General features: G+C 62.8%; 25 protein-coding genes and 1 pseudogene. 6 read left to right on the top strand and 20 right to left on the bottom strand.

Annotation, left to right across the window (positions count from 1 at the left end; genetic code table 11):
• The first annotated feature begins 32 nt into the window (after window positions 1-32).
• Entirely contained in the window at window positions 33-980 is a 948-nt protein-coding gene (locus XI06_RS02415) for an ABC transporter permease (RefSeq protein ID WP_237873161.1), read from the top strand.
• Window positions 980-1,927, top strand: coding sequence for an ABC transporter permease (locus XI06_RS02410; RefSeq protein WP_237873162.1), 948 nt, complete (start codon window positions 980-982; stop codon window positions 1,925-1,927). The genes XI06_RS02415 and XI06_RS02410 overlap by 1 nt, the downstream gene beginning before the upstream one ends.
• 99 nt (window positions 1,928-2,026) lie before the next feature.
• Here XI06_RS02410 and XI06_RS02405 read toward each other — a convergent pair whose 3' ends face one another.
• The 5 genes from XI06_RS02405 to XI06_RS02385 all read right to left on the bottom strand — a co-directional run bounded on the left by XI06_RS02405 (window position 2,027) and on the right by XI06_RS02385 (window position 5,510).
• Window positions 2,027-2,371, bottom strand: a complete 345-nt coding sequence (locus XI06_RS02405; RefSeq protein WP_271604703.1) for an EAL domain-containing protein — start codon at window positions 2,369-2,371, stop codon at window positions 2,027-2,029.
• Window positions 2,269-3,096: a diguanylate cyclase domain-containing protein gene (locus XI06_RS02400; RefSeq protein ID WP_237873088.1), complete on the bottom strand. Its 828-nt coding sequence runs from the start codon at window positions 3,094-3,096 to the stop codon at window positions 2,269-2,271. The genes XI06_RS02405 and XI06_RS02400 overlap by 103 nt, the downstream gene beginning before the upstream one ends.
• Window positions 3,097-3,214: 118 nt before the next feature.
• On the bottom strand, window positions 3,215-3,442 hold the full coding sequence (locus tag XI06_RS02395; RefSeq protein WP_237864854.1) for a hypothetical protein: 228 nt from the start codon (window positions 3,440-3,442) through the stop codon (window positions 3,215-3,217).
• A 651-nt stretch (window positions 3,443-4,093) separates the two neighbouring features.
• Window positions 4,094-4,333, bottom strand: a complete 240-nt coding sequence (locus tag XI06_RS02390; RefSeq protein ID WP_237873089.1) for a hypothetical protein — start codon at window positions 4,331-4,333, stop codon at window positions 4,094-4,096.
• Between the two features lie 967 nt (window positions 4,334-5,300).
• Entirely contained in the window at window positions 5,301-5,510 is a 210-nt protein-coding gene (locus XI06_RS02385) for a cold-shock protein (RefSeq protein ID WP_128962248.1), read from the bottom strand.
• 398 nt (window positions 5,511-5,908) lie between these two features.
• Here XI06_RS02385 and XI06_RS02380 point away from each other — a divergent pair, with 398 nt between their 5' ends.
• Window positions 5,909-6,094, top strand: a complete 186-nt coding sequence (locus XI06_RS02380) for a hypothetical protein (protein ID WP_237873090.1) — start codon at window positions 5,909-5,911, stop codon at window positions 6,092-6,094.
• 78 nt (window positions 6,095-6,172) lie between these two features.
• Window positions 6,173-6,358, top strand: coding sequence for a hypothetical protein (locus XI06_RS02375; protein WP_128962250.1), 186 nt, complete (start codon window positions 6,173-6,175; stop codon window positions 6,356-6,358).
• Between the two features lie 215 nt (window positions 6,359-6,573).
• Here the strand turns inward: XI06_RS02375 and XI06_RS02370 are convergent, their stop codons facing one another.
• Complete coding sequence (locus tag XI06_RS02370; protein WP_237873091.1) at window positions 6,574-6,768, bottom strand: hypothetical protein; 195 nt, start codon at window positions 6,766-6,768, stop codon at window positions 6,574-6,576.
• A gap of 398 nt (window positions 6,769-7,166) precedes the next feature.
• Between XI06_RS02370 and XI06_RS02365 the strand changes: the two genes are divergently transcribed.
• Both XI06_RS02365 and XI06_RS02360 read left to right on the top strand, forming a co-directional pair.
• A complete protein-coding gene (locus tag XI06_RS02365) occupies window positions 7,167-7,505 on the top strand; it encodes a hypothetical protein (protein WP_237864856.1) in 339 nt (112 codons plus the stop codon).
• 1,040 nt (window positions 7,506-8,545) lie between these two features.
• A complete protein-coding gene (locus XI06_RS02360) occupies window positions 8,546-8,770 on the top strand; it encodes a hypothetical protein (RefSeq protein WP_237873092.1) in 225 nt (74 codons plus the stop codon).
• 259 nt (window positions 8,771-9,029) lie between these two features.
• On the opposite strand, the gene XI06_RS02355 is transcribed toward XI06_RS02360, so the two are convergent.
• The 14 genes and pseudogenes from XI06_RS02355 to fdhD form a co-directional block, all read right to left on the bottom strand.
• Entirely contained in the window at window positions 9,030-9,884 is an 855-nt protein-coding gene (locus tag XI06_RS02355) for a formate/nitrite transporter family protein (protein WP_237873093.1), read from the bottom strand.
• A gap of 1,041 nt (window positions 9,885-10,925) precedes the next feature.
• Window positions 10,926-11,792, bottom strand: a complete 867-nt coding sequence (locus tag XI06_RS02345; protein WP_237864859.1) for a hypothetical protein — start codon at window positions 11,790-11,792, stop codon at window positions 10,926-10,928.
• Window positions 11,793-12,195: 403 nt separating this feature from the next.
• Window positions 12,196-12,665, bottom strand: a pseudogene (locus tag XI06_RS02340) (DUF4142 domain-containing protein).
• 203 nt (window positions 12,666-12,868) lie between these two features.
• On the bottom strand, window positions 12,869-13,912 hold the full coding sequence (locus tag XI06_RS02335) for an SDR family oxidoreductase (protein ID WP_237873094.1): 1,044 nt from the start codon (window positions 13,910-13,912) through the stop codon (window positions 12,869-12,871).
• Between the two features lies 1 nt (window position 13,913).
• Window positions 13,914-14,357: a PPC domain-containing DNA-binding protein gene (locus tag XI06_RS02330; RefSeq protein WP_128962256.1), complete on the bottom strand. Its 444-nt coding sequence runs from the start codon at window positions 14,355-14,357 to the stop codon at window positions 13,914-13,916.
• Window positions 14,335-16,023, bottom strand: coding sequence for a GMC family oxidoreductase (locus XI06_RS02325; protein WP_237873096.1), 1,689 nt, complete (start codon window positions 16,021-16,023; stop codon window positions 14,335-14,337). The genes XI06_RS02330 and XI06_RS02325 overlap by 23 nt, the downstream gene beginning before the upstream one ends.
• Window positions 16,013-16,672 (bottom strand): gluconate 2-dehydrogenase subunit 3 family protein, encoded by a 660-nt coding sequence (locus XI06_RS02320; protein ID WP_128962258.1) that lies wholly within the window; start codon window positions 16,670-16,672, stop codon window positions 16,013-16,015. Before XI06_RS02320 ends, XI06_RS02325 begins: the two co-directional genes overlap by 11 nt.
• Window positions 16,665-17,648, bottom strand: a complete 984-nt coding sequence (locus tag XI06_RS02315) for a hypothetical protein (protein WP_237873097.1) — start codon at window positions 17,646-17,648, stop codon at window positions 16,665-16,667. The genes XI06_RS02320 and XI06_RS02315 overlap by 8 nt, the downstream gene beginning before the upstream one ends.
• The gene (locus XI06_RS02310) at window positions 17,645-18,760 is read right to left on the bottom strand and encodes an enolase C-terminal domain-like protein (protein WP_237873098.1); all 1,116 of its coding nucleotides are present in this window, start codon (window positions 18,758-18,760) and stop codon (window positions 17,645-17,647) included. Before XI06_RS02310 ends, XI06_RS02315 begins: the two co-directional genes overlap by 4 nt.
• Window positions 18,757-20,532 (bottom strand): thiamine pyrophosphate-requiring protein, encoded by a 1,776-nt coding sequence (locus XI06_RS02305; protein WP_237873099.1) that lies wholly within the window; start codon window positions 20,530-20,532, stop codon window positions 18,757-18,759. Before XI06_RS02305 ends, XI06_RS02310 begins: the two co-directional genes overlap by 4 nt.
• Window positions 20,533-20,625: 93 nt before the next feature.
• On the bottom strand, window positions 20,626-21,345 hold the full coding sequence (locus tag XI06_RS02300; protein WP_237891497.1) for a DUF4396 domain-containing protein: 720 nt from the start codon (window positions 21,343-21,345) through the stop codon (window positions 20,626-20,628).
• Between the two features lie 57 nt (window positions 21,346-21,402).
• On the bottom strand, window positions 21,403-22,203 hold the full coding sequence (locus XI06_RS02295; protein ID WP_237873101.1) for a Crp/Fnr family transcriptional regulator: 801 nt from the start codon (window positions 22,201-22,203) through the stop codon (window positions 21,403-21,405).
• 133 nt (window positions 22,204-22,336) lie between these two features.
• Window positions 22,337-22,717 carry a hypothetical protein gene (locus XI06_RS02290; protein ID WP_128962263.1) on the bottom strand — a complete coding sequence of 127 codons (381 nt, stop codon included), beginning with the start codon at window positions 22,715-22,717 and terminating at the stop codon, window positions 22,337-22,339.
• 113 nt (window positions 22,718-22,830) lie between these two features.
• Window positions 22,831-23,670: a formate dehydrogenase accessory sulfurtransferase FdhD gene (gene fdhD, locus XI06_RS02285; protein ID WP_237873102.1), complete on the bottom strand. Its 840-nt coding sequence runs from the start codon at window positions 23,668-23,670 to the stop codon at window positions 22,831-22,833.
• Window positions 23,671-23,975 lie beyond the last annotated feature (305 nt).

The following is a 23,975-nucleotide window of genomic DNA, read 5'->3' as shown; positions in this document are numbered from 1 at the left end:
CCAAGTCGATTGTCGCGGCCCGCCCAGCATTCATGCCTTTCGGCAAGACCGATTCACCGCGGCTGCTGCGCGCGTTGCTGCCAGCCCTGTCGCTGGTGCTGGTGCTGCTGGCCATCGCCTGGCTGAACCAGCGCGCGATCAGCTATTTCGGCTTCACCCTAATGCTAAATCTGGCGATCCCGATCGCGCTGGCGACGGTCGCGCAGATGTTCATCATTACCGGCAACGACCTCGACCTGTCGATCGGCGCTTTCGTGGGTTTCGTCGGCTGCGTCACGGCGACCTGGCTGCGCGACACCCCGATCTTGGGGACCCTCACGCTGTTGGGCTGCGTCGGCGTATATGCGGCGCTCGGTGCGCTGATTTATTGGCGCAACCTGCCGTCGATCGTGGTGACTCTCGGCATGAACTTCGTCTGGCAAGGTCTCGCCGTACTTCTGCTGCCCAAGCCCGGCGGTCGGGCGCCGGACTGGCTGTTGGCGTCGATGAGCGCCAAGCCGCCCTTGGTTCCGTTTCCGGTGCTGGCCGCGCTGATCATCGCTGCGGTCACGTATTTCGGCCTGATGCGTACATCCTATGGAGCTATCCTGCGCGGATCTGGTGGCAACGCCGCCGCGATCGGTCGCGCCGGCTGGTCGCTGCTGAAGGCTAAGATCGTACTTTACGCGTGCGCCGGCCTGTTCGGCGTGCTGTCGGGGCTCTCATTGATCGGCATCACGACGTCCGGCGACGCCAACATCGGCAACGGCTACACCCTGCTGTCGATCGCGGGCGTCATCCTGGGCGGCGGCGAATTCGTCGGCGGACGGGTATCCCCAATCGGCGCCGTGATCGGCGCGCTGACGCTGGCGCTGGCGGCTTCCCCGCTTCTCACCTTCATGCATCTTCCGCCGGACTGGCAGGTCGCCGCCAACGGCGCCATTCTGATCGTGGTGCTCGCCGCGCGCGCTTTGATCAGCCGCAGGGAGGTCGAGCAATGATGGCGGTGCGCCGTTGGCTGTCCACGAATCCCTGGATGTGGTCCTATCTCGGCGCGGCCGTCGTGTGGATCGCGGCGATTACCTTCACTCGCGGCTATGGCGCTGGTGGCATGCTTATCGCGGCGCTGTCGCTTGCGGTGTTCACGGTGGTGGTCGGCATCGGGCAGATGTTCGTCATCACGCTCGGTCCCGGCAACGTTGATCTGTCGTTGCCGGCCAATATCGGGCTTTCCAGCGCGGTGGCGATGACCGTGATGGCCGGCGATGACCGTCTGATCGCCCTCGGCCTTGCCGCCGCACTCGGCTGCGGGCTCGCCATCGGGGTCGTCAACTACCTCCTGATCCGCGCGCTAAGCATCCCACCAATCATCGCGACGCTTTCGGCGAGCTTCATCATCCAATCGATCGACATCAGCTACGGGCGCGGTCTGCAGATCAAGCCACCGCCGGGCTTTGCCGATTTCACGAACATCCAAATCCTCGGCATTCCCTTGCTCGCCATTCTCACGGTGGTGTTCACTGTGGCCGCCGGCATTGCTTTGCAGCGCTCCGTTTATGGCCGATCGGTGCTGGCGATCGGCCAGAACATTCGGGCAGCAAGGCTCGCGGGAATCCAGGTCGGATGGGTGCGCTTTGCCACCTACGCGCTGTCGGGCACGCTTGGCGGTCTCGACGGGGCATTGCTGGCCGGTTATTTCCGGGGCGCGAACGTCGACATCGGCAATGAATATCTGCTCGCCTCTGTCGCCGTAGTCGTGATCGGAGGCACCTCGGTTGCCGGCGGCAAAGCCAATGTCACGGGGCTATGGGGCGCGGCGCTCTTCCTCGTCCTGCTTCTGACCATGTTGAACACTTTTGGAGTCAGCGCCGGCATCCGGCTCTTGGTAACCGGCCTCGTCATCGTCGCCGTCATTTCGGCCGCAGGGGGAGAGAAAAAGCGGGCCTAGTGTAAGGCACGATTGGAAAGGATCCTGTCCTGGTCTTGCGAAGCTGCGTTGGCCCCTTGATTCACGGCCGACTCTTACGAGCCAAGCAGCAAACGACCTTCACTCAGCAGCGGCTGCACGACGATGCGCTTGACTTGAAGCATTCCTCATTTGTCTCGTCGGTAGAAGGCTCCGCGGCCGACCAATGAGATATCCCTGCATCTCGTCGCAGCCCTCCTGAACCAGGAGAGCCATCTGAGCGTTCGTCTCGATTCCTTCCGCGAGAACCGGAACTCCGAGCCCATGCCCCTGGCGGACCTGCCGATCGAGGTTTTCGCGCCGGAACTGAGCGGCCGAGACGTTTACCGCGACCCGTAGCGGCTGATCCCAGGAAGCCGCCTCCAGGCAAGCCTCCGTAAGGACCCAGTCGTCAATTTGCGCGATCGTGCCGCTCTGTTCGGCGATCGGAATGAAGTCTCCAGGTGGAATGACGCCGCGCACCGGATGCCGCCAGCGAACCAGTAGCCCATCAGAGAGCCGTTGCGGTCCTGCTGCGGCTGATACTCCAGGTATAGCTCCCCCCGCTCAACAGCGCCTCGCAGATCGTGCTCCAGCGCACGGCGGTTGCGCAGCTGTTGGTCCATGGCGCTGGTGAACAGGCGAATGGCACCCCTGCCCTCGTGCTTGGCCCGATAAAGCGCTGCATCCGCGTTTGACAACAGCGCTACAGCATTGTCCGCATCTCTCGGATACAGGGCGACGCCGACACAAAGGTCGATCTTCAGCGCATGACCCTCGACCTCGATCGGTTGCTCGAACTGTTTCCGCATGCGCCTGGCGAGCAATTCGGCGGTCGCTGGTAGTGGCAACTGATCGGCGATCCCGATGAATTCGTCACCGCCGACGCGTGCCACGTACGCCCCTTGCGCGGCCTCCTGCAGCCGCCTTGAGGCTTCGCGAAGGACGGCGTCGCCGACGGCATGGCCGAAACGGTCGTTGATCTCCTTGAAATGATCGAGGTCGATGCAAAGCACAGCGAAGGCGCCGTCGGTGATCTGCGCGCGCTCGACAGCGGTGCCGAGCTGCTCGTCCAGAGCGGCCCTGTTGGGGAGCTCAGTGAGGGCATCATGACTCGCGAGATAGCTCACCCGCTGCTGTGCTCGATTTCGTTCGGTTACGTCGAAAGCCACGCTGACATTGGCGGGTTCACTATTCCTTGGAGGTACTTTTCGTTGCCATGGGCGCCAAGTCGCCGAAAGCTTCAGCGAGAGTCCAGCAAGGTCGACTCCTGTAGCCGTCCGTGCGGGTTCATTTCTTCTTCGCCTTGGGTTGCTTCTTTGGCACCGGGCTCGCTACGGCTTCCCGTGCCAGCCGCTCGGCCTTCAGTCGCTCTCGATTCTGAGCAAAGGCCCTCTGGGCGAGCGCGTGCTCGGACATGGCCTTCTCCGCGTCGACTTGGCGGAAGGCCTTGCGTGCTTCACGCTCCGCTTTACTGATTGGTTTCGGCGGTTCGTATTCACCAACTAATTTTGTCATCTTTTTCGATCGGATCCTTCGCTCGAATGGGTTGGGTCAATTCTTGCTTTTGAGCCCGGCCTCTCGCGCCAGGCGCTCAGCCCTGAGACGTTTATCGTTTGCTGGAACTCGGGATCGTCGTGCTGTCCGCTATCGTTTGCCGCTCACCAAACGGGGTTTTGCGCCTTTCGGTCTGCTTCATCCGCGCCGTCGTAAGATGTTTCCTCCTGACCCCTGCCAAGCGAATCCAACGTTCATCCGCTGCCAGCGGGTAACCCGGACGCCGGTCGACAATAGCAAGTGCGAGGCAGCTTATCCGGTTCGAACCATCGTCCGCATTTTCGTCGGATTGTTGGTTTCGGGTCAGAAGATCATTGAAAATACGAAAGCTGATCTTCCGTAACGACCCGCTCGATTTTCTCCGACTTACACTTGATGCGGTATCTAACTCGTCCATCGGACTCGATCGGCATATGTTGGATGATGGTGTAAATCACTGGCGGTTCAATGGTGGCACGTCCTTGCGGACCTTGGGGTTGGTGGCGAACCTCTTCATTTAGCCTATAAGCGTATGGCATGTGTTACCTCAAGGTTGCGGCTGCTCTAGCGTAGAGCGTGGGACGTAACGCATATGTCGCTCCGCCTCTGGCTCTTATATCGAATAAGGATACTCTAGTCCTCAAGAATGGATTTTGTAGCCTCGAATATCTGTTCCGCTGTGCCGTTGATCGTGCCCTTGGCCCAGGCCTGAAACACGGTCACGTACGCGTTCTTGTAAGCCTCTTCGTCTGCAGAGAAGTAGACCTCGTCCGTGACGGTATCCAAGACAAGCGCTCCTTTATCGATGCAAATTTCCTCGATTAGAACCAGGCGCTCTTCTTGCTCGGCGAGATGCCGCTTTACAATGCTCATTGAATCTCCTGCGTTGCGCTGACACGTTCTTCGGATGCACCGCCGCCCAATGCACTCGCGAATGGCTTCCTGTAGAGCTGGAACAAACCGGTGAAAGGGGTGAGCGATATCACCAAAGGAATGACGCGCGTGCCGGCGGGACCAGGATGGCTCAGCAGGCTGCAGCGTCACATGTCGAGAGCGCCAGCGGCCGGTGCACTACTCTGGCAGTCTGTAAATATCCCCCGGCCCAAGTTTTAGATCTTCGAACAACCTTTGCTGTTGTTGCGTGAGGGGGTGGGCCAGAAGTTCAGCTGTCCAGCCTTCAGGGACGGCTGCGAGTACCAAAGTCAGGGCCTGGCTTGGCTTGGCGAACGCAATCCAAAGCTGCTTTATCGGCTCCGTCGATATATCGTCCGACCTCACTTCAACGATTGTAAAGGAGTTGCCAAATGACTCTGCCATGAACGGCCAATGCGATCGCCGGCTGTTGGTTCATTTGCCCGTTGAATCATCCTTCGGACGGAGAATGCCGAACGGGGCCGACAATCAACCTGTAGGTGGGCACACAAGCAGTGTTCCACGATTCCAGGGTCGCTCCGCAAACCGCGCATTCGAAGCTGGCGATCTGCCTACCGGGGGCTATTGCCTCAGTTCGGCTATAGACGGCGCCGCACCGACAGGATCGGTGATGAGATTCGAGCATGCACGGTTATGCGCCCGAAAGACAAATTAAGCCACTTCGAAATTCGATCTAGCCCATTGAGGTCCGAGACAGAGACGCCTCGTGGTCCCACCTTTTCAATCTGTTCGTCTACTAGCCAGGCGATCACAGGGGCCGACGATCGAAAAGAAGCCACGACAAGCCCGCTTACAGACGCTTGAAGGCGAAGCAAAAACCCCGCCCCTGATGACTCAGGCGCGGGGCAGGACCACAAGCTCAGCCAGTACATCCGTGGCTAGAGCGACAGGTCTGTCGTGCGCTTAACTAAGCAGCACGAAGATTTTCGGCAGCAGACTTGCCGGTGCGACGGTCTGCGACGACGTCGTAAGACAGCGTCTGACCTTCGTTCAGAGTGCCCATACCCGCGCGTTCGACCGCGCTGATATGAACAAAAACATCGTTGCTGCCGTTTTCCGGCTGGATAAAGCCGAAGCCTTTTTGGGTGTTAAACCACTTCACTGTACCTGTATTCATCAGGTCTTCCTTTCGCATACGCGCAGGAGCTGGCGCGCGGACTTGCGGCCAGCTTTCCGGTTAGTCGATGTTTGGAGAATGTCTGAAACGTGCGCGCCGTCAGGAACTGAGGCGAAAGCGGAACAGTTGTTCGGCCAGTATCGATGTTGAGATCATACATCAGCAGTTGAGAGACTTCAAGAAGAAGCTGCCGGTTCTTCTCATCATGGTTGGTGTATTTGTTCCTTAGCTAAGAGCCGGTCAAACCCGATGACTGATCACGGGAGCGACCCGAGATGCTCGGAGATGCAAACGCCTCCTCATTTGCACGACAGAACAATAACTGCCGGCCGTGGCCGCAAGTTGCTTGAATGCTTACATGAGGTTCCCTTTTCGCGCCTTTTCCTGCATAGTTCGGCATGGCAAAAGTAAAAGTGAGCTTCAAACCACTCCGTAACTCAGAGGGCGACTGGACAATTATTGCCGAGTATCCGGGGGCAGAACCCCGAGAAATCACCGGCTTCACGAGCAAAGCCGAAATTGACGAATGGATAAATGGCGAGCGTCGGATCGCGTGGCTCCGATCACAGGGTTACGCCAAGTGACACGAGACTCCTTTCTTTAATTGTCGCGTCCGTCTTGCAAGGCGATACGACCCCGACCAAGGGGGTAGGGATATAGTAATGACCGAACGGAAACGCTCCGCCCAGCAGCAGGTCGCCGACGAGGCGGACCGAAAGGCCCAAAACCCGAATGGCGCTCGGCAAACGATCGCGGACAGCCAGGCCGATCCAGAGTTTCAAGAAAACCACAGACGTCTCAGAGCTGAGCGGTTAGCGCGAGAGGTCGCGGGCAAGATCGGCAAGTAAGGCGTCTTGAAGTTTCATTCGGTGACGCTTTGAGCCACGGAAAGCTGCTCGGGCAACCGAATGTTCGCTCCGAACCGAGGAACGAAGGCGCCAGCGCCAAGTTTTTCCAGTGCCCCTGCCCCAGGGCGAACCCCGTACTGGCCCCAGCTCATAGCCCCCCTAGCCCCAGAGCTGGGGCCGACTTCATCCCCGGCAGGATGCCCTTCGGAAAAGCTTCAGGGAAATCGCTCGCCGAGCACTATTCGTCGGCCGCGGCAGCAGCGGAATCCTGGTTTGCCCACCAACTTCAGCCCCGTCTCGATCTTCGCGAGAAACGCCTGGATTTCGGCGCGCTCGTTCAGGCCCGGATTGTTGTCGAGTCGCGTGAGCAACTGCTCCTTCTGGTTCAGGAGCTTCGCAACAGCAGACAATCTCTCTTCTCCGCGAAAGCGAGGATGACGTCGAAGGGGCCGCTCCGAGAGCGGCCCCTTCTCGAGATCACCAGCTTCGGGTGCCGAAGCTGAAGCCGATGCTCGGGCCACCGCCATAGTAGCCGTAGCCACGATCGTAGTAGCCCGGGCCGCCATAGTAGCCGTAGCTTCGGCGGACCACGTACCCGTCGTCCCCGCCGTAGTACTGCCGGACATAGCGGGGGCCGCGGCCGACTGCGCAGGGGCGAAGACAGCCTCTTTGGTAGGCAGCATCCCTGACCCACCCGCACGGCCCGTTTGTTTTCACGCGCACGAGAATACGCGAGAAATATATTTCCTGCCGTCCGGGGCCGCTGCAAAATGGGGCCTAAAGTTGGAGCTTGGACTAGGGGGTCCGATTGCACCGATTTGTTGCCAAAGCCAACGTCGATCACTTCATTGGCCTTCTGAGCAGCAGTGATCTGACGCCTAACAAGAGACGGGACATCACCGCGCTATTGGTCGCGGAGCTGCATAAGCTCGCGCATGATCTAGAGCATCTTGACTTTGCCGAGAAGAAAGTCGCAGAGGGCCGAGAGAAGGTGAGCGGCGTCAGAAGCATGCGCAATAGCCACCGCTTTGGCACGACGGAGCGCCAACAAGCGGAAGATCTGCTCGTGGCGCACGAAAATTTACAGACGGTGCTCGAAGATTTTTGTCATCGTCTGCGCGTAAAAGTTGTTGGACGACCGCTCTGAGTTCGACGGCAGTATCGTCGGCCAAACGGACCCTCCGCTGCGTCGGCGATCTCAAGGACTACATTGACCGTTGGCTGACGCGCAAACTCGCCGAGCGATCACCGAACGCTCTGACCGAAGTGCATTGATCCAAATCATCGCAAGAGTGCTTCCAGCCCGAGAGGATGCCCAAACCCTGCTCGCTGGTCTACGCGCCCTGAGCAGCGCCGTGTTTTCAGTTCGAGATCGCAATTTCAACTAGCGGACGAGCGGCGTCGGCGACCTTTCGGCTGAAATGAGCCGGTCTCGTTGCGAGCGGCGAAAAGGAATGAAGGGCGGGGTAGTCCTACTTAAGGGAGGACCTTGATCTTCACTCCTGCGCAACTGCCGAGCACGTTAGTGGCGCGCGCAGGCCTCCGCATTTGATACAGGTCAAACGCCGCACTGCCTGCTACCCAAATTGGTGACGGCAAGATGTCGCAGTGTCACGTCGCCGTCGGCACGCTTGCTCATCGTCGCCAGCCAGCAATGGCCGCGCAGCTTGATGGGGTTATCGAGCGGGCGGCCCCAGCCCTTCACCTAAGCCATGGCGCTGTTCTATCAAGGACGGGCCAGAGCCGGGCGTCGGGTTCATCCGCCGTCCGCCCGGCATAGGCGCAAGGGGGGGCCGCCAGCGTCCGCCCAAAATGACCAGCGACCCTGCCGACCACTTTCAATTGCCCTGCCCCGAAAGCAGCAGCCATGGGCGACGATGAGAGGCTATGATGGTATCCGAACAGCAGTCAAACTCCGCGCAGCATTGACGTAAATCACCATGCTCACCCTCCGCGCAATCGGCGATCCCGACGATTTTCACGGTCCTCGAAGACGGCCAGACCATCGGCCGCATCCGTCAAACTACGGTAAGCGCGGCGGAATGCGGCCAAAGTTTCCGAAGAGGTGAGTGCACAAATTTCGTCCAAACTTCGCTAATTGTGTTACAGTTTTCGTATCACCGCCCATCCTAGGCCGCTATCGGTGACTGAGAGTGTAGCGCTCCCGCCTTCTTCGGGAGTTTGGCTATGCCAGCCTACCTCATCTACTTTGTTGATGCCGACGGCCACATCTATCAACCGCCGCAACCGCTGAAGTGTGCTGACGGTCAAGAGGCCATCGAAAAAGCGCGTCAGTACATTGACGGAAAAGACATTCAGGTTAGGGAGAAGAACCGCTTAGTGGCGAGGTTCCCTCATCAACACCACCCCGTTGGCCGATTGGCCCGAGAGCGCAATCACCGAACGCTCTGACCGAAGTGCATTGATCCAGATCATCGCAAGAGTGCTTCTAGTTTAGCCCGAGAAGATGGCTGCGGCTGCGAAGGCTATTTCATTTCAGTACCGCAACTATGGAGCGTTCCATACTGAACGGTTTCCGGGGGCCGCCTGCCGCCGCCGCAAGTCGGCGTCCAGCGACTAATTCTGCCTCCAGATGTTTCGTTCCTTTTACCCTCACGCTCGCCAAAAAATGTGTAGATTTAGCCCTGTGAAGCGCGAGGCGCGATCTGGATCAGGTTCCCGTTTCGATTTCGTTGCGGACCTGCCCGTGCGCCACGACAGCGAACAAGCCGGTCCCGCCGATGAGATTGCCGAGGAGAGCCGGAAGTATAAAGCCGCAGGTTGCGGCGATCGTGGCCTGCCCGGTTAGCATCAGCAACCAGGCTTCTGCCGAACCCGCTACGACGTGACTAAACCCTCCCAGCGCTATCGCGTAAGTAACGATCAGGATGACCCAGAACTCGCTGCCGCGTGCGTTCGGCAGTGTCCAGGCGATCGATGCGATGAGAAAGCCCGCCGGTGTGGCGAGTAGTAGCGTCGTTAGCCAATCGTGGGCCATGATCGGTGTTGAAACTTCGATGGCTGCGACAAGCTGATCGGGCCTGACGACGATGCATCGCGCGATCAAGAAGGCGACGAACATGGTGCCAGCCATGTTCGCCACGAATACCGCAATCCACAGCCGGAGCAGGCGTCGCAGATTGCGAAAAGTAGGATGGGTTGCGAGCGGCAGGACCGCCGTCACCGTGCTTTCCGTGAACAACTGAAGTTTGCCCAGAATGACGATGATGAAGCCAACCGGATAGCCGAGGAAGACAACCAGGTCGGCCCACTCGGCTTTCGGCAGATGCATGTGAAGCGACGCCTCGACCAGAAGCGACGCGGAGATCGCCACGCCAGCCGCAAAGCCGGAAAGTATCAGCGATTGAAGAGGTCGGCTGAGTTCTTCGTCTCCCTGCAGCCGTACTACCTCGTGGACGACCTTCGCGGACCCGGAACTCATCTCGCCCACCGATCTCTTGTCGTCGTCGGACATGGTGATCGACGGTTGTTGCTCGCTCTCTGGGGGTCTTCTCTTGTCGGACATATTTTATTTCCGGTTCTTATCGATGATAGCCGTGCCGCCAGCCGTGTGCCGGGGCGGCCCCGCGCCGCGCCAAGCAACCGGGACTGAAGTTCGATCCTGGGTCGAGTAGCTGTGATCGGTGGCGAAGTGTGCTTACTCGTGCGAGAGCCTAAAGATTTCGCCCGGCTTGAGCTCGACTTCTTCGAACATCCTTTGCTGCTTTTCGGAAAGCACGGCTGGGAGTATTTGCGCTGTCCAGCCCTCCGGAACTGCCGCGAGGACCAGCGTCACAGCCTGATTTGGCTTAGCCAGGGCAAGCCAAATCTCGGTTGTGGACCCCGCATCAGAGGTCGCTTCTATGAGAGTGAACTCCTGACCGAACGATTCTGCATGAGGGTCAACGCCCCCTTGGAGCAACAGTTGCTGGGTTCAGTGGCCTCAACCGGGCGGCTTTAATCCAGGCGACTTCAGCCACCCGCTCATATGCGAGCCAGTCTCACATTGCCGGGCCTTCCGGATGACTTGCTCGCGTGCGGGCCCGTCTGGAAGCAATCTGGCTTGTTCGCGCAGGCGTTTTGCCTCTCCGGCAAGCCGCTCTTCCAACGATTTCGTCTGCTTGAAACGACGCCGCTTCAGCATGGCGCTGCTCCCTTGCTCGAGAGGGCAGAGCGCTATCGGCGTTCTCATCACAGCCAGTAGCCAGAACTGGGCTGTGATGTGCACAACCGTGCGCCCATGCCAGTAGCCGCGCAACGCCTGTGTTTCGCACCCGTTCCGGAGCTCTTCAGGAACGGCTCAGGGCGTAAGCGGCTAAGTCCGATGATTAAGTCCAAAAGTATCTCCACCGAGTTCAATGAGCTTCTATGCTCACGACCGGCGCAGGCGCTGGCGTGGAGTGTGTTGAACGTCGGCCGTCGTGTTGCAGGCCCCGAGGGGGACAGGGCGGCCGCCGCACGCCTAAAGCGCGCGACGGCCGTGACGTCACCGAAGCAGCATAATCAGGATGATGAGTGGGATCGGAATGCCGACGAGCCAAAGCAAAATGGGCATAGTTCTATCTCCTCAGTTTATTGCCAGTGATGATTGAGCGGTCGCGGAGCGTTTCTTCCCCCATGTCCCGTCGCGAAGTCCGCCGCCTTCCGTGGCAGCAAGAGTCGCGGAAAATGCACCGATGAACAGCGACAGCGTCAGCCAGATGGCCGTTTGCATCGCGGCCTTGCGAGCGGCATCGAGGTCGGCCTTGGCTTGGGTCACGACGTCGTTCACGCGCTTCTCGGCATCGGCCTGGCTGAGGCCGGTGCGCGCGGCCACTACTTTGGCGATGTAGGCCCTGTCGTTCGCGTTCACATCGCTTCCGGTACGGAAGTCGGTAGTCAGCAGGCGCACCATCTCTGGCCGCGGATCAGATTGTCCCTGTGGCTGTGCGGACGGATCGTTGGGACGGAGCAGCGTGTCGACGTAACCGGCCATCGGTCCGGAGTTCGCGGCGCTCGCCGCGCCCTGAGCGGCGCCGTCGAGAGCGTTGCCGAGAAGCGTAGTGGCGGGTGAGGCCAACAGCATCGCTCCGAGGACGGATGCGACCGCCCAGGCCAGGAAGCCGTGGGCCGTGTCCCTGAACAGGACCTCGGTCGTGTGGACGCCGACCCACTTCGTCCGGAGACGCCCGGCGAGATAGCCGCCGATCGAGGACGACAATATCGCCATCACGATGAAATAGAGGCCTGTGCCGATCTTGAACGTCGTCGCCGATACGCCCGAATTGCCCCACGGCGACACGACCGCGAAGCCCATGCCCAAGCCGAAGGACAGCAGGACGAGGGTTATGGCGAGCGAAGCCGCGGCACCCGCCAATACGGCTGCCCATGACACGCCGGCAACCGACGGTTCGACGATCTCCTTTGCCGCCGTCTGTGCGAATCCTTCTGCCATGGAGCTTCCTTCCTTGAGACATTGATGCCCAAGAAATGCGCAGCTTGGCGGTAAGTTCCTCCGATGAAACTTGCGAGACCACGACTTGAGCCATCCCCGGCGATTTCGATGCCAGTGGCGTCGCGAGCGGCGGCCCATTGAGATTGGAGGTCGCCACTCCGGGCGGACGAAGGATGAGCCGACGAGATCGCCCATCAGGTTGGCGACGGCCGTGACGTCGTCGCCGAAAGAGCGTCGGATCAGTCCGTTGGCCTTCCGCGTCCGCTGGGGGCGCCCCCGGCCGGCTGCGCCTTGGCACCGACCGTGCAAGCGCAAGCCAGGCGCATGCGATAACGAGAATTCTGCTCACGAAAATCTCCGAACTTTATCGCGATTCACGTCATCGCAGCGACGTCTTCCAGCTCTACCGGGACGCGCTCTTCTGAAGGGACTTGGCCGTCTCCAAATGCTTTTGCAGCACCGGAACCGTCCGCTTGGCGAAATCGGCGACGGGTGACTGCGATTTTGCTTCCCTCTGAAACTTGCGCACGTCTTCCTCGTGGTCCTTCACCATGCTACGCGCGAAGGCGGCATCGAATTGCGCGCCGGCAGCCCGTTCAGCTTGTCGTAGATCGCCTTCTGCTCGCTGTTCGGCTCGCTCGGCGCCTGAACGCCCTGCGCGTCGGCGAGCTGCTGCGCCTGGTTCAGATTGTCCGAGTGGTCTTGCTCGAGCATCTTTCCGAACTGCTTGGCCTGGTCGCTCTGCGCCTTCTGCTGGGCGAGCTGGCCGACCTTCACTTCGGAGAGGTCGCCCTGGATGGCTTCGACCAGGAAATGCTGATCGTGCTTGCTGGCCTTGCCTTGCGGCGCGGCGGATGCGCCTGCAATCGTCATGAGACAGACACCGGCGACGGCGACGACGCCCTTCGAGATCTGATTTCGGACTTTGGTTTGCATGGTGCGCCTTCCTGATTGTTGCTTCGGGGATAGCGTCCGGGCGCGAGGTCGCGAAAGCCGACAGGGCGCGCGGGCTGTTCGTATCAACAAACCGGTCCCGCGCGGCGCGTTCCTATATCGGCGTGCAGAGCTAACCTTTGTTAGCGGTCACGCACCGTTCGCCGCACGAAGGCTTGCTTCGAACCGCGCCCTTGCGCCGTACTCGCGGCGAGCATCCCGGCAACGAGCGCAACACACCCTCCGATCAGCACCGGCGCGATCCGCGCGACCCCGCCGCTCGTCACCACCGCGTGATCACCCGCTTCCTTGCCGAACCGTCCGCGGGTCCGATGCAGTGAGGCGACCGGCGTCATCAGATTGTCGGCGCGATCGGATCCGACCGGCTGCGCCGTTTCCTGCCCCTTGAAGGCCACCTTGGCCAGATAGCGGTCCAGGAAGGCCGGCAGCAGCATGTTGCCGAGGATTACCTTTAGCGTACTGGTGCCGATCCAGACTTCGCGGCGCGGCTGGCGCACCGCCTCGAACACGGCCCGCGCGATCACCTCGGGCTGGAAGACCGGCGCGACTGGGCGCGGCTGCCGCGGCATCCGCGTTCGCGCCCAGTCGAATTGAGGCGTGTTGACCGCGGGCAATTCCATGATCGTCAGCCGGATCGCGCTGCCCTCGTGCAGCAATTCGGTCCGCACCGCATCGGTGAAGCCCCGGATCGCATGCTTCGCGCCGCAGTAAGCCGATTGCAGCGGAATGCCGCGATAGGCCAGCGCCGACCCGATCTGGATGATGTGGCCGCGGTCATGCGGCCGCATGTGGCGCAGCGCGGCCATGGTGCCGTGAACCTGGCCGAGATAGGTGACCTCGGTGATCCGGCGAAACTCTTCCGGCGTCATCTGCCAGACCGGCGCAAACATCGTCACCATGGCATCGTTGACCCAGACGTCGATGCCGCCGAAAGGTTTGGCGATCGCTTCGGCCGCAGCGAACAAAGCCGTGGGATCAGCGACATCCGCGGCCGCGACGACGGCCGAACCGCCGAGTTCGCGAACCTCGCGCGCGACCGCCTCCAGGGCGCCGACGTCGCGGGCAACCAATCCGATACGCCAGCCCTCCCGCGCAAACCGGTGCGCGATGGCACGGCCGACGCCGGCGGACGCTCCGGTGATCGCCATCACCCGCAGCCGGTTCATGTCACTGCTCCATGCGGATAAGGGCGAGCCCGGTGGTTGGGTCCATCTGCTTCTGCAAATGCGCGGGGCTCTCGGTCAGGATGATCTCGAGGGTCGGCCGCACATGGGCCGTGCCGAGATGCCCGGCCATGGCCGTGCCGTCGCGCTTTCCGACGACGATGTGGGCGTGCAGGGCGGGCTTGCCCGACGGTGCGGTGGCCACGTCGCCGACCAGCGACGCGACCTCGATCTGCTCGCGAACCTCGATGTCGCGATAGGCCTTCGTGTCCCAATCGAAATATTTAATCACCACATCGCTGAGGGCGCCGATCGCCGTGAACTGCGCGGATGCGATGCGCTGATCTTCGATGAAGCCCTGCAGGGATTTCAGCACATCATCGCCGGTGTCCAGCACCACCGCGAATGTGCGTTGACTATGCCCGTCATTGAGCAGTTTGTGCTGCATAGCGTCTCCTTGCAGGTTGATCCAACTCTCCCCGTCCGGCCAGATCCCGGATGCGATCTGCGGTCCGGCAGGCGATGGCCTGGATCGTCAGTGACGGGTTGGCGCCGCCGACGGTTGGGAACACCGAACCGTCGCAGATCCAGAGGTTGGGGATATCCCAGCTCCGGCAATCCGCGTTCACGACGCTGCGCGCGGGATCGCTGCCCATCCGCGCCGTTCCGTTGAGATGGCAGGTGTCGTCTTCCTGGGTCCAGATGTCGCGTGCATCGGCCTCCTCCAGAGCCTGCGTCATGAACTTCAAAGCATGAGCGATCAGGCGCTTGTCATTGTCGCACCAGGAATAGGTGACCCTCGGAATCCTCAGCCCGAATTGATCGACCTCATCGGCGAGCGTGACCCGGTTGTTCTCCTGCGGCAGCATTTCGCCGACGATCTTCAGCCCCGCGACATGGTTGTAGTTCTGCATGTCGGACATCAAACGCGCACCCCAGAGGCCGCGCGCGGCCATCTGCGTGTTGGCCCAGAGCTGGGGCAGCGGACCCTGGCTCATGTAGCTGTAGCCGCCGAAGAAGTCCTTGCCCTTGTCCTCGTAGTTCCAGTGCTCGGTGATCGCGAGCGAGGGCGGCCCCTTGTAAGATCGGATCTCCTGGTCCATCAGGCCCCAGACGGCCTGGTTCGACTGCGCCATCAAATTCTCGCCGACCAGGCCGGAGCTGTTGGCGAGACCGTCCGGGAATTGTCCGTTGGTCGAATTCAGCAGCAGCCGCGGCGTCTCGATCGCGTAGCCCGCGACGACGACATGCCGCGCCCGCTGGAAATGCCAGGTGCCATCACGATGGAAGTGCACGCCGGTCGCGCGCCCGGCCGCATCGACCTCGACCCGGCCGACCATCGCGAGATCGCGGATCTCGGCGCCGGCCGCCAGTGCGCGCGGGATCCATGTCACCAGCGCGCTCTGCTTGGCGTTGGTCGAGCAGCCGGCGACGCAGAAGCCGCGATAAACGCAAGGATGAGCCAGCCCGCGCGGCGCCGACAGCGTAGCCAGCGGCGTTTCCGTCCAGCCGATGCCCAGCGCCTCGCAGCCCTTGGCGAGCACGCGCGCCGCGGCGTTCAGCGGATGCGCACGATAGGGATAGCGCGGCCGCGGCGGGCCCCAGGGATAGTTGACGGGCCCGGCGATCTTCAGCGCCTGCTCGACCTCGCGGTAATAGTTCCACATCTCGCGCCAGTCGAGCGGCCAGTCCGCACCATAGCCGAGCAGGCTGCGCGACTTGAACCATTCGGGGCGAAAGCGCAGCGACACCATCGCGAAATGGACGGTCGAGCCGCCGACCGCCTTGCCGCTGTTGTTGCTGCCGAGCTGGAGCGGATTGGCGCCGTCGACGATGCGGTCGTCGGTCCAGTACAGTTTGGTCTGCTCGGACTCGTCGGACGCGAAATCCTCCAGCGGGCGGAAATACGGGCCAGCGTCGAACGCGACGACGGAGAAGCCGTATTCCGCCAGCTTGCAGGCGAGCGTGCCGCCGCCTGCCCCGGTCCCGACGATGGCAAAATCGACCGTCTCGTCTTCCCCATACTCGCGCATCGGCACCCAGCCGCCGGGCCGGAACACGTCCGGCGCCCGTCCGCGCCGCGCCCGCGGGGTGTGCTGCGGATTATCCGACATGGCGATTGATCCGGCGCACCTCCACGGCATCGCCGCTTCCGGCTTCCGCCGCCTCCCAGGGATCGCGCTCATCGAAATCGAGGCGCACATAGCCGCGCGGGCTTGCCGGCCCGCCCCAGCCGATCTCGCTCCAGGCGGTCGGATGCGCGTAATAGGCCAGCACGACGTCGCGCGCCATGCGCCGCTTGAAGAAGTCTTGAGGCGACATGCGGCCCCAGGCCGGGGAAGTCATGTCGCCGCTCTGCATGCGGGCCAGGAGACCATCCTGCCGTGCTGCGCCGATGGCGTGGAACGCCGCGCCATAGGCCGCCTTCGCCTCCGCATCGAGCGCCTGCAATCCCTGCCGCCACGCCTCGCGCTCGCGCGGCATGCCCTCCGGCCGATAACCGTCCGAGGCGCCACGAAACAGCTTCTCGTCGATCAGCGCCGCGACCGGAACGGGCGGACGCCCGTCGGGCTGCGGAACGATCCGCGCGGCCACAGAAGCGACGGTGCGAAATTCGTCCGGCGTGAAGAATCTCGGTTCTGCAGGCACGGCAAGGCGCTGCGACACGACGCGGCGGGTCTGCTCATTCCAGGACGGTCCCTGACGCTTGGTCAGCACATCGTAGCCGGGATAACGAGGTTCGGGGCGGCCGCGATCATGCATCGGGATGGTCCTCCATGAGTTCGAGCGCAGCAAGGCCGGCGAGCGCGAGGCCGGCGAAGCTCGGTGGCGCCGGAAGCGGCGGCCCGTTGAGGATGTTCTGGCTCCAGTTGCGCCAGCCGCCCATGTTGCGAGACACGCCGTAGGCATGCAATCCAACGCCGGCAAATCCCATCGCCGCCAGCACGCGCATCCACCAGCGCGTCGCGCGATGCTGCTGCCCTGGACCGGCTAGCGCAGCCCGGCCGAGCAGCGCCGCACCCAGCGGCGGCAGCGTCACCGGCAGCAGCATGAACGGGTTGTGGAAGGCGCCGCGGAAATGCAGCAGGCCCGCCTCGCCGCTGGTGCCGAGCAGGCCCGCGCCAATCACCGCTGCCATGGTTCGTCCGGCCGGCAATTGGAAAATCTCGGGCCGCGTCCCTTTCCTGCTCTCGCGCACGCGCTCCGAGCAGAAGCCGAGCAGGCCGGACAGCAGAATCGCCATGGGCGCGCCAATCGGCGCGCCGTAGAAGAAATTCTGCCAGCTGAACCCGCCCACCTTCTTGCCGACGTTGTAGATGTGGAAGCCGGTCCCGATCAGGCCGCTCACCGCGGCCGTCAAGTAGGTCGCATCCCTGAACCAATGGGCGGCCGGTCGCGCGTCGGCGGTGCCGTGCAGGCTGGTGGCGAGAGTCGATGCCGAGACGATCAGCGGCGTGTACATCGCCTTGTTCTTGAACGAGCCCCGGTAGTGCTCGACACTGCTGTCGGCGAGCACCGAAGCGGCGAGAACGCCGGCCGCACGGTTCAGGCGCCGCGCGGCAACGACGGTCGGGCGTTTCCGCGAGCTGCGCCGCGGAGGCAGCGCTGCGGCGCGTCCGTTCCGATGTCCGTTTGCAGGCGCGCGGCCGGCCGCGAGCAGCAACACCGAGCCGGCTAACAGACCCGCGATAGCCAGGCCCGCGTTGAGGGATCCGCGATCGGTATCGAACTCGGTCATGCCGCCTCCGACACCGCATAGCGCGCCGCATCCTTGTGTTTAAAGGTCAGGCCGTTTCCAGGCCGCGACGGATCGGGGCGGATGCGGCCGGCGGCCGGCACCGGTGCACCATCGAACAGCATGTGTTCGATGCGGACGTGATCGTGAAACCATTCGAGATGGCGCAGGCGCGCCGCGGCGCAGGCGACGTGAAGATGCAGCGCCGGCGCACAGTGTCCAGACAGGTCGACGTGAAACGCCTCGCACAGCGCCGCGATCCGCAGGAACGCGGTGATGCCGCCGCAGCGGGTCACGTCGGCCTGCTGCACATCGACGGCCCTGGCCTGCAACATGCCCCGCACATCGTCGATCGTGTAGGAATACTCGCCGGCCGCAATGTCCATTCCAACCGGCGCGCGTCGGCGAACGTCATGAAGCCCGGCGAGGTCGTCGGAAGAGACCGGTTCTTCGAACCAGGCAACCTCCTGCTCGGCGAACAGAGATGCTTGCTGCAGCGCCTGCCGTACGCCATAGGCGCCGTTGGCGTCGACGAACAAGGCCGCGCGTTGGCCGATCGCGGCGCGGGCGAGGCGGACGCGTTCCGGATCTTCCGCAGGATTCGATCCGACCTTCATCTTGACGAAGGCGCAGCCATCGCGCGCGACCCATCCGGCCAGTTGCTGGCAAAGCTCCTCGTTGGAACAGGAGGTGAAGCCGCCGCTTCCATAGATGGGCACCGAATCGCGCAGGCCGCCCAGCAGCACGAACAACGGCAGATGAAGCAGGCGGGCCTTCAGATCGTGGATCGCGCTGTCGAGCGCCGAGATTGCCGTCGCCGCGAGCCCCTTCTGGCCGAGATTGCGGACCGAACTCATCATCGCCGCGTAGACGGCCGGCGGATGCAGGGCGTCGAGGCCGGTCACGACGGAGGCGAGCTTGCCCTTGATCAGACCGACCAGCGATGCGCTCGCGTAGGTGTAGCCCAAGCCGATCCGACCGCCGCCGGACACCTCGACGAGGACGAGCGTCGTCGAATCCCAGCTGATGGTCCCATCCGCTTCAGGCCTGTCGGTCGGAATCCTGAAGGCCATGGCACGGACGCCGTCGATGCGAGCGCCGGACAACACGATCATTCCTTTCCGGGCAGGACGTTCGCCAGCAGCTCCTTGGCACTGTTCTTGAGGACACTGCCGAGTTCAGGCTCGGAGGGAATCATGCTGACGAAGTTCTTGGCGTCCTTGAGCGTGATGTGCGGCGGCAAGGGCGGCACGTTGGGATCGGTGTAGGCCTCCAGGATCACAGGCCGGTCCGCCGCCAGCGCCTCGTCCCACGCCGCGCCGACGCGATCCGGATGATCGACGAAGATACCCTTCAGCCCGATCAACTCGGCATAGCGGTGGTAGGGAAAGTCGGGAATGCTCTGGGTGGATTCGGTCTTGCCGACGCCGAGCTGGACCCGCTCCTCCCAGGTGACCTGGTTGAGATCGCGATTGTTGAGCACGAGCACGATCAGGCGCGGGTTCGACCACTTCCGCCAATATTTGGAGATCGTGATCATCACGTTGAGGCCGTTCATCTGCATGGCGCCGTCGCCCATGCAGGCGATCACGGTGCGGTCCGGGTAGGCCATCTTGCCGGCAACCGCATAGGGCGTGCCCGCGCCGAGCGAGGCCAGCCCGCCCGACAACGAGGCCTTCATGCCGAGCCGCATCTTCAGATCGCGTGCGTACCAATTCGCGACGGATCCCGAATCCGCCGTGATGATCGCGTTGTCCGGCAGCCGCGGCGACAGCTCCCAGAACACGCGCTGCGGATTGAGCGGCTCGGCCGAGGTCATCGCGCGCGCCTCCAGCGTCTGCCACCAGTCCTTCAGGCCGCTTTCGATGCCACGCCGCCACGCGGACTCCTTCTTCTGGCTGAGCAGCGGCAGCAAGGCGCGCAACGTGGTCGCGCTGTCGCCGACCATGTTGACCTCCATCGGATAGCGAAGGCTCAGCCGGCTGCCGTCGATGTCGATCTGCACGCCGCGCGCATCCCCGGGCTTCGGCAGGAATTCGCTGTAGGGAAACGATGATCCGACCATCAGGAACGTGTCGCAGTTCTTCATCAAGTCCCAGCTTGGCTTGGTGCCGAGCAGGCCGATCGAGCCGGTGACGAAGGGCAGGTCGTCGGGCAGCGCCGCCTTGCCGAGCAGCGCCTTGGCGACGCCGGCCTGCAGGCGCTCGGCGACCGCCAAGACCTCGTCGGTGGCATCCAATGCGCCCGCTCCGACCAGCATGGCGACCTTCTCGCCGCCGTTGAGCACGTCGGCGGCGGCGCGAAGCAGGCTTTCGTCGGGCAGCTTCGCCGGCCCGGCGTAGCCGATGCCGGTGTGCGTCGCGCCATGCGCCATCGGCGGGTCCTTGTAGTCGAGTTCCTGCAGATCGTTGGGCAGGATCACGCAGGTGACAGCGCGCTTGACGTGCGCGATGCGGACTGCGCGATCGATCAGATGGCGCACCTGCTCCGGCACGCTCGCCAGCGCGACATATTCGGTCACGTCGGTGAACAGCGACTGCAGGTCGACTTCCTGCTGATAGCTGGCCCCAAGGCCGCTGCGGGCCTGCTGGCCGACCAGCGCCACCACGGGGACATGATCCATCTTCGCATCATAGAGCCCGTTCAGGAGGTGGATCGCGCCAGGCCCTGAAGTCGCGTAGCAGAGGCCGACCTGGCCGGTGAACTTGGCATGCGCCGAGGCCATGAACGCTGCCATTTCCTCGTGCCTGACCTGGACATATTCCATCTTGTCGCCGGCCCGCTCGAGCGCGACATCGAGCCCGCCCACGCCGTCACCGGGATAACCATAGACGCGGTTCAAGCCCCACTCGGACAGGCGATGCCATACGAACTCGCTGACATTCATGACATGTGCTCCAGATCAGCCGACCTACGCGCTTTAAACGTCGCGTGACGATGAACGTTGCAACGTGAACGCGTTTTAAGCTGCAGCGCGCCGCTACATGCGCTCCTTGACGCCGGTCGCGATGAGCCACCAGTTCACGGGATAGCTCGTGGCAAATCCTGCGAGCATCGCAATCTGCATCATGAACCAGAACTCGGGCATGACGGGCTCGAGCTTCGCGCCGAAAGCGTGCCGGAAGATCGCGAACTGCGCGACGGCCATGAAGCCGTACATACCGACTTGCCAGGCCGTGAGGGACAGCGCGTCGGCCTTCACCGCCTGAACGATTCCTTCACCCGGCGAGAGGTCTCGCAACGGCTTGATCGTGAAGTACTGGAAGGCGACGCCGATCACGAAAGCGAACACGAAATCCACCACCCAGATCGCGTAGATCTTCTCCGTGAACAGGCTCTTCCATCCCGCCCAGATCGCAATCACCGGAAATACCAGCGCAAGGCCTTCCGCAATGAGATCTCCCAATGTGCAGCCGGCCCCGCAATGCATGGCGCCCTTGGCGACCATGACGGGAAACGGCGTCTTTCGTCCTTTGTCGCCGCGCATCCTATCGTCTACGACGCGCGATGCGAGCCGTCCGAAGCGATAGTACAACCACAACGTCAGTACGGTACCGAACAGAGCGTTCACCGGCCAGACCACGTTCATGATCCACATGCGCTGGGGATGGCGCGCGAGGTCGACCGCGATGACGATCGCGCAGGCGATCCCGGCGAGCAGGCAGACCTGCGTCACGACGTGAAGCCAGTCGGGGATCATGGTCGTCCTTCTTGTTCGGAGGGAGCGCTGGCCGCGGTCCTTTCAGCGTCCGCCGGTTCAGCTTCCATCCGGGTGTCGGACGCCGGAGGGTACGATCAATCGGCCGATTTGCCGGTCGTATTCGCGCTGGATCAGTCCGGAGCACGAACACGCGACATGCTGAAGGCCGCTGCGGTTGGTCAGGCGGATCGCGGCGCGGGCGTTGCGGATGATCCCGGCCTGCTCGAAGCTCTCGAGACACTCGCTGACGCTGGCCCGGCGTATCCCAAGGAGCTGCGCCAGCACCGCATGCGTGATCGGCAGATCGTCCGAGTCCATCGCCGCCGCCGCGACGAGGAGCCAGCGGCAGAGCCGCTGCTTCACCGAATGCAGCGCGTTGCAGGCGCCGATCTGCGAGGTCTGGAACAGGACGAGGTTGACGTAGCGCAGGATCACGCTGCGGAGCACGGTGAGGTCGTCGAGCGCCGCAACGAATGTCTGCGCCGGAATGCGCAGCGCCGTTCCGGCGACCTGCACGATGCGCCGGTGCGGCGGCGTCGGATCCTCCGGCGCCAAAACGCAGGGCGCGCCGATCATGCCTTCGGAGCCGACCAGCCAGGCTTCGACGAACCGATTGGCTTCGACCTTCGCGGACACGGATATCAAGCCTCGCTCCACGAAGTAGACGTGGTCCATCGGCAATCGCCAGTGATGCAGGACCTGACGCGGCTTCAGCTCAACCTCGGTCGCGATCGAACGAAGCAATGTCAATTCGCCATCCGGGATGCACCTCAGCAGCCGGTTCTGGGCGGCACGCGGCCTGACTTCCAGGGCCTCGGTCGACCCTGAAAGCAAACTTGCCGCCTGACCGTCCTGCATCGTCGCTGCTCCCCGGTCCCCGCGACGGTTCGCCACGAGGGACTAAGGAGAGTACGCAGCCACCTGGGGCGGGTTCCCTCGGGCTGCCAAGGCGGCCCTCACAACGCCGCGACATGCGCCCGGCGCGCCGGCTCTATTTCGAAGCCGTACCGCTGCTCGAGGTATTGCCGTTGTTCGAGGTGCTGGAGCCGGTCGTGCTGTGGGTATTCGCGGAGCCCGACCCCGTCGTGGTCGTGTTCATCGCTTCGAACACAGACATGCCGTGAGGGCCGATGGTCATGACCATGGGATTACCGTCCTTGGTCTTGGCTTGCACGACAAAGGACTCGGCGACGACTTTGATGTCGGTGAAGCCGGCCTTCTTCAAGTCGTCCTGGATCTTCTCGATCGCCTGGTTCTGGTTCGAACTCGCGGTGGATTGCGAAACATTCGTCGAGTTGGTGGACGTTTGAGCAAGCACCGGGCTGGATACGGCTGCGGTGAGCAGGAAGGTCGCCAGAAGCGTCGTTTTCATCGCTGTCTCCTTGTTGTGGATGGGATGCCAGCAATAGCGCCGATGCGCCTCGGTCGTTCCGCTTGCGAGATCGGTCGAGCCGCGAAGTCGGTACGAGACCGAACGAATGGTGTTCAGCGGGCAAGCCGTTCGAGCTCGGCCCTAGGCTCCGTTGCTTCGAACTTCAAGCGGCCGGCGTGGCTGAATATCTCGTAGCCATCGTCGCGCGCGATCCCGATCAAGGTGAGGCCGGCGCGCTCGGCGGTCTCGATCGCCAGCGACGTCGGTGCCGATACCGCAACGAGAAGAGGCACACCAATGCGCGCGGCCTTCTGCACCAGTTCGACGGAGACCCGGCTGGTCATCAGGACGGCACCGCGCGAGGTCGTCAGCCCGGCTCGTGCGATCGCGCCGGCGAGCTTGTCCAGCGCGTTGTGACGCCCGACATCTTCTCTCACCATACGGATTGCGTTGCCGTCCCAAAACGCCGCGGCATGCATCGCACCCGTCGCCTGGTGATGCCGCTGCAGCGGCCGCAACGCGCCCATTGCCCTCAGAATATCACCGGGACGGAATTTGGCGGGGGCTGCAACGCGCGCCGGCGGCGGGCAGGCCTGCTCGAGACTTTCGATCCCGCACAGGCCGCAACCGACCGGCCCCGCCATCGCGCGCCGCCTTTTGGCGAGACGTTCGGCATGGGCCTCCGCGAGCCAGATCCGCACCTCGCAACCGAGCGCGAGGTCGACGGTTTCGATGCTGAGGATGTCGCGCGCCGTCTCCACCAGGCCTTCGTTCAGGCAGAAGCCGATGCCGAAATCCAGGAGATCGGCGGGCGAGGCCATCATCACCGCGTAAGTCGATCCGTTGAACGTGAGGGCGACCGGCCGCTCCTCGGCGACGCTGCGCGACGACGCCACAGGCTCGCGCCCGCGCCACACCAGCTCGGGCTTGTCGAGGCTACAGCGATCGTCCATGGCGCGCTCCAACACTGGCGTCTCGGTGCGCCGGCCCATTTCCGTGTCAGGCAAAGCTCATCTGTATCGAGCAGCCGCTCACGTCGCTTGACAGCGACGCGCTGACACGCATGAAGAACGTTGCCGCGCGGCACAGGTTCCGTGCGGTTCCCCTGCTCGCGCCATCTGAACGAATGATCGGCGCAGCCCGCCGGCTGCAGGCGCGTATCAACGTACGGCAGCGCGCAAACTTTCGTTCCGGCACGCCGACGAATTTCCCTTGATCCGAACGATCTCTATGACCGCATTGAGGATTTTGTCCTCGC

The sequence above is a fragment of the Bradyrhizobium sp. CCBAU 11434 genome (genome assembly GCF_028128895.1).
Taxonomy (GTDB): domain Bacteria; phylum Pseudomonadota; class Alphaproteobacteria; order Rhizobiales; family Xanthobacteraceae; genus Bradyrhizobium; species Bradyrhizobium zhengyangense.
Note: the sequence above shows the minus strand (reverse complement) of the source record. Positions and strands in the feature narration are given on the sequence as shown.

Coding starts and splice junctions, on each gene's coding strand:
- XI06_RS02415 (WP_237873161.1), top strand. CDS start 33: ATGCCTTTCGGCAAGACCGATTCACCGCGGCTGCTGCGCGCGTTGCTG.
- XI06_RS02410 (WP_237873162.1), top strand. CDS start 980: ATGGCGGTGCGCCGTTGGCTGTCCACGAATCCCTGGATGTGGTCCTAT.
- XI06_RS02395 (WP_237864854.1), bottom strand. CDS start 3,442: ATGACAAAATTAGTTGGTGAATACGAACCGCCGAAACCAATCAGTAAA.
- XI06_RS02390 (WP_237873089.1), bottom strand. CDS start 4,333: ATGAGCATTGTAAAGCGGCATCTCGCCGAGCAAGAAGAGCGCCTGGTT.
- XI06_RS02385 (WP_128962248.1), bottom strand. CDS start 5,510: ATGAATACAGGTACAGTGAAGTGGTTTAACACCCAAAAAGGCTTCGGC.
- XI06_RS02380 (WP_237873090.1), top strand. CDS start 5,909: ATGGCAAAAGTAAAAGTGAGCTTCAAACCACTCCGTAACTCAGAGGGC.
- XI06_RS02375 (WP_128962250.1), top strand. CDS start 6,173: ATGACCGAACGGAAACGCTCCGCCCAGCAGCAGGTCGCCGACGAGGCG.
- XI06_RS02360 (WP_237873092.1), top strand. CDS start 8,546: ATGCCAGCCTACCTCATCTACTTTGTTGATGCCGACGGCCACATCTAT.
- XI06_RS02355 (WP_237873093.1), bottom strand. CDS start 9,884: ATGTCCGACAAGAGAAGACCCCCAGAGAGCGAGCAACAACCGTCGATC.
- XI06_RS02345 (WP_237864859.1), bottom strand. CDS start 11,792: ATGGCAGAAGGATTCGCACAGACGGCGGCAAAGGAGATCGTCGAACCG.
- XI06_RS02335 (WP_237873094.1), bottom strand. CDS start 13,912: ATGAACCGGCTGCGGGTGATGGCGATCACCGGAGCGTCCGCCGGCGTC.
- XI06_RS02330 (WP_128962256.1), bottom strand. CDS start 14,357: ATGCAGCACAAACTGCTCAATGACGGGCATAGTCAACGCACATTCGCG.
- XI06_RS02325 (WP_237873096.1), bottom strand. CDS start 16,023: ATGTCGGATAATCCGCAGCACACCCCGCGGGCGCGGCGCGGACGGGCG.
- XI06_RS02320 (WP_128962258.1), bottom strand. CDS start 16,672: ATGCATGATCGCGGCCGCCCCGAACCTCGTTATCCCGGCTACGATGTG.
- XI06_RS02315 (WP_237873097.1), bottom strand. CDS start 17,648: ATGACCGAGTTCGATACCGATCGCGGATCCCTCAACGCGGGCCTGGCT.
- XI06_RS02310 (WP_237873098.1), bottom strand. CDS start 18,760: ATGATCGTGTTGTCCGGCGCTCGCATCGACGGCGTCCGTGCCATGGCC.
- XI06_RS02305 (WP_237873099.1), bottom strand. CDS start 20,532: ATGAATGTCAGCGAGTTCGTATGGCATCGCCTGTCCGAGTGGGGCTTG.
- XI06_RS02300 (WP_237891497.1), bottom strand. CDS start 21,345: ATGATCCCCGACTGGCTTCACGTCGTGACGCAGGTCTGCCTGCTCGCC.
- XI06_RS02295 (WP_237873101.1), bottom strand. CDS start 22,203: ATGCAGGACGGTCAGGCGGCAAGTTTGCTTTCAGGGTCGACCGAGGCC.
- XI06_RS02290 (WP_128962263.1), bottom strand. CDS start 22,717: ATGAAAACGACGCTTCTGGCGACCTTCCTGCTCACCGCAGCCGTATCC.
- fdhD (WP_237873102.1), bottom strand. CDS start 23,670: ATGGACGATCGCTGTAGCCTCGACAAGCCCGAGCTGGTGTGGCGCGGG.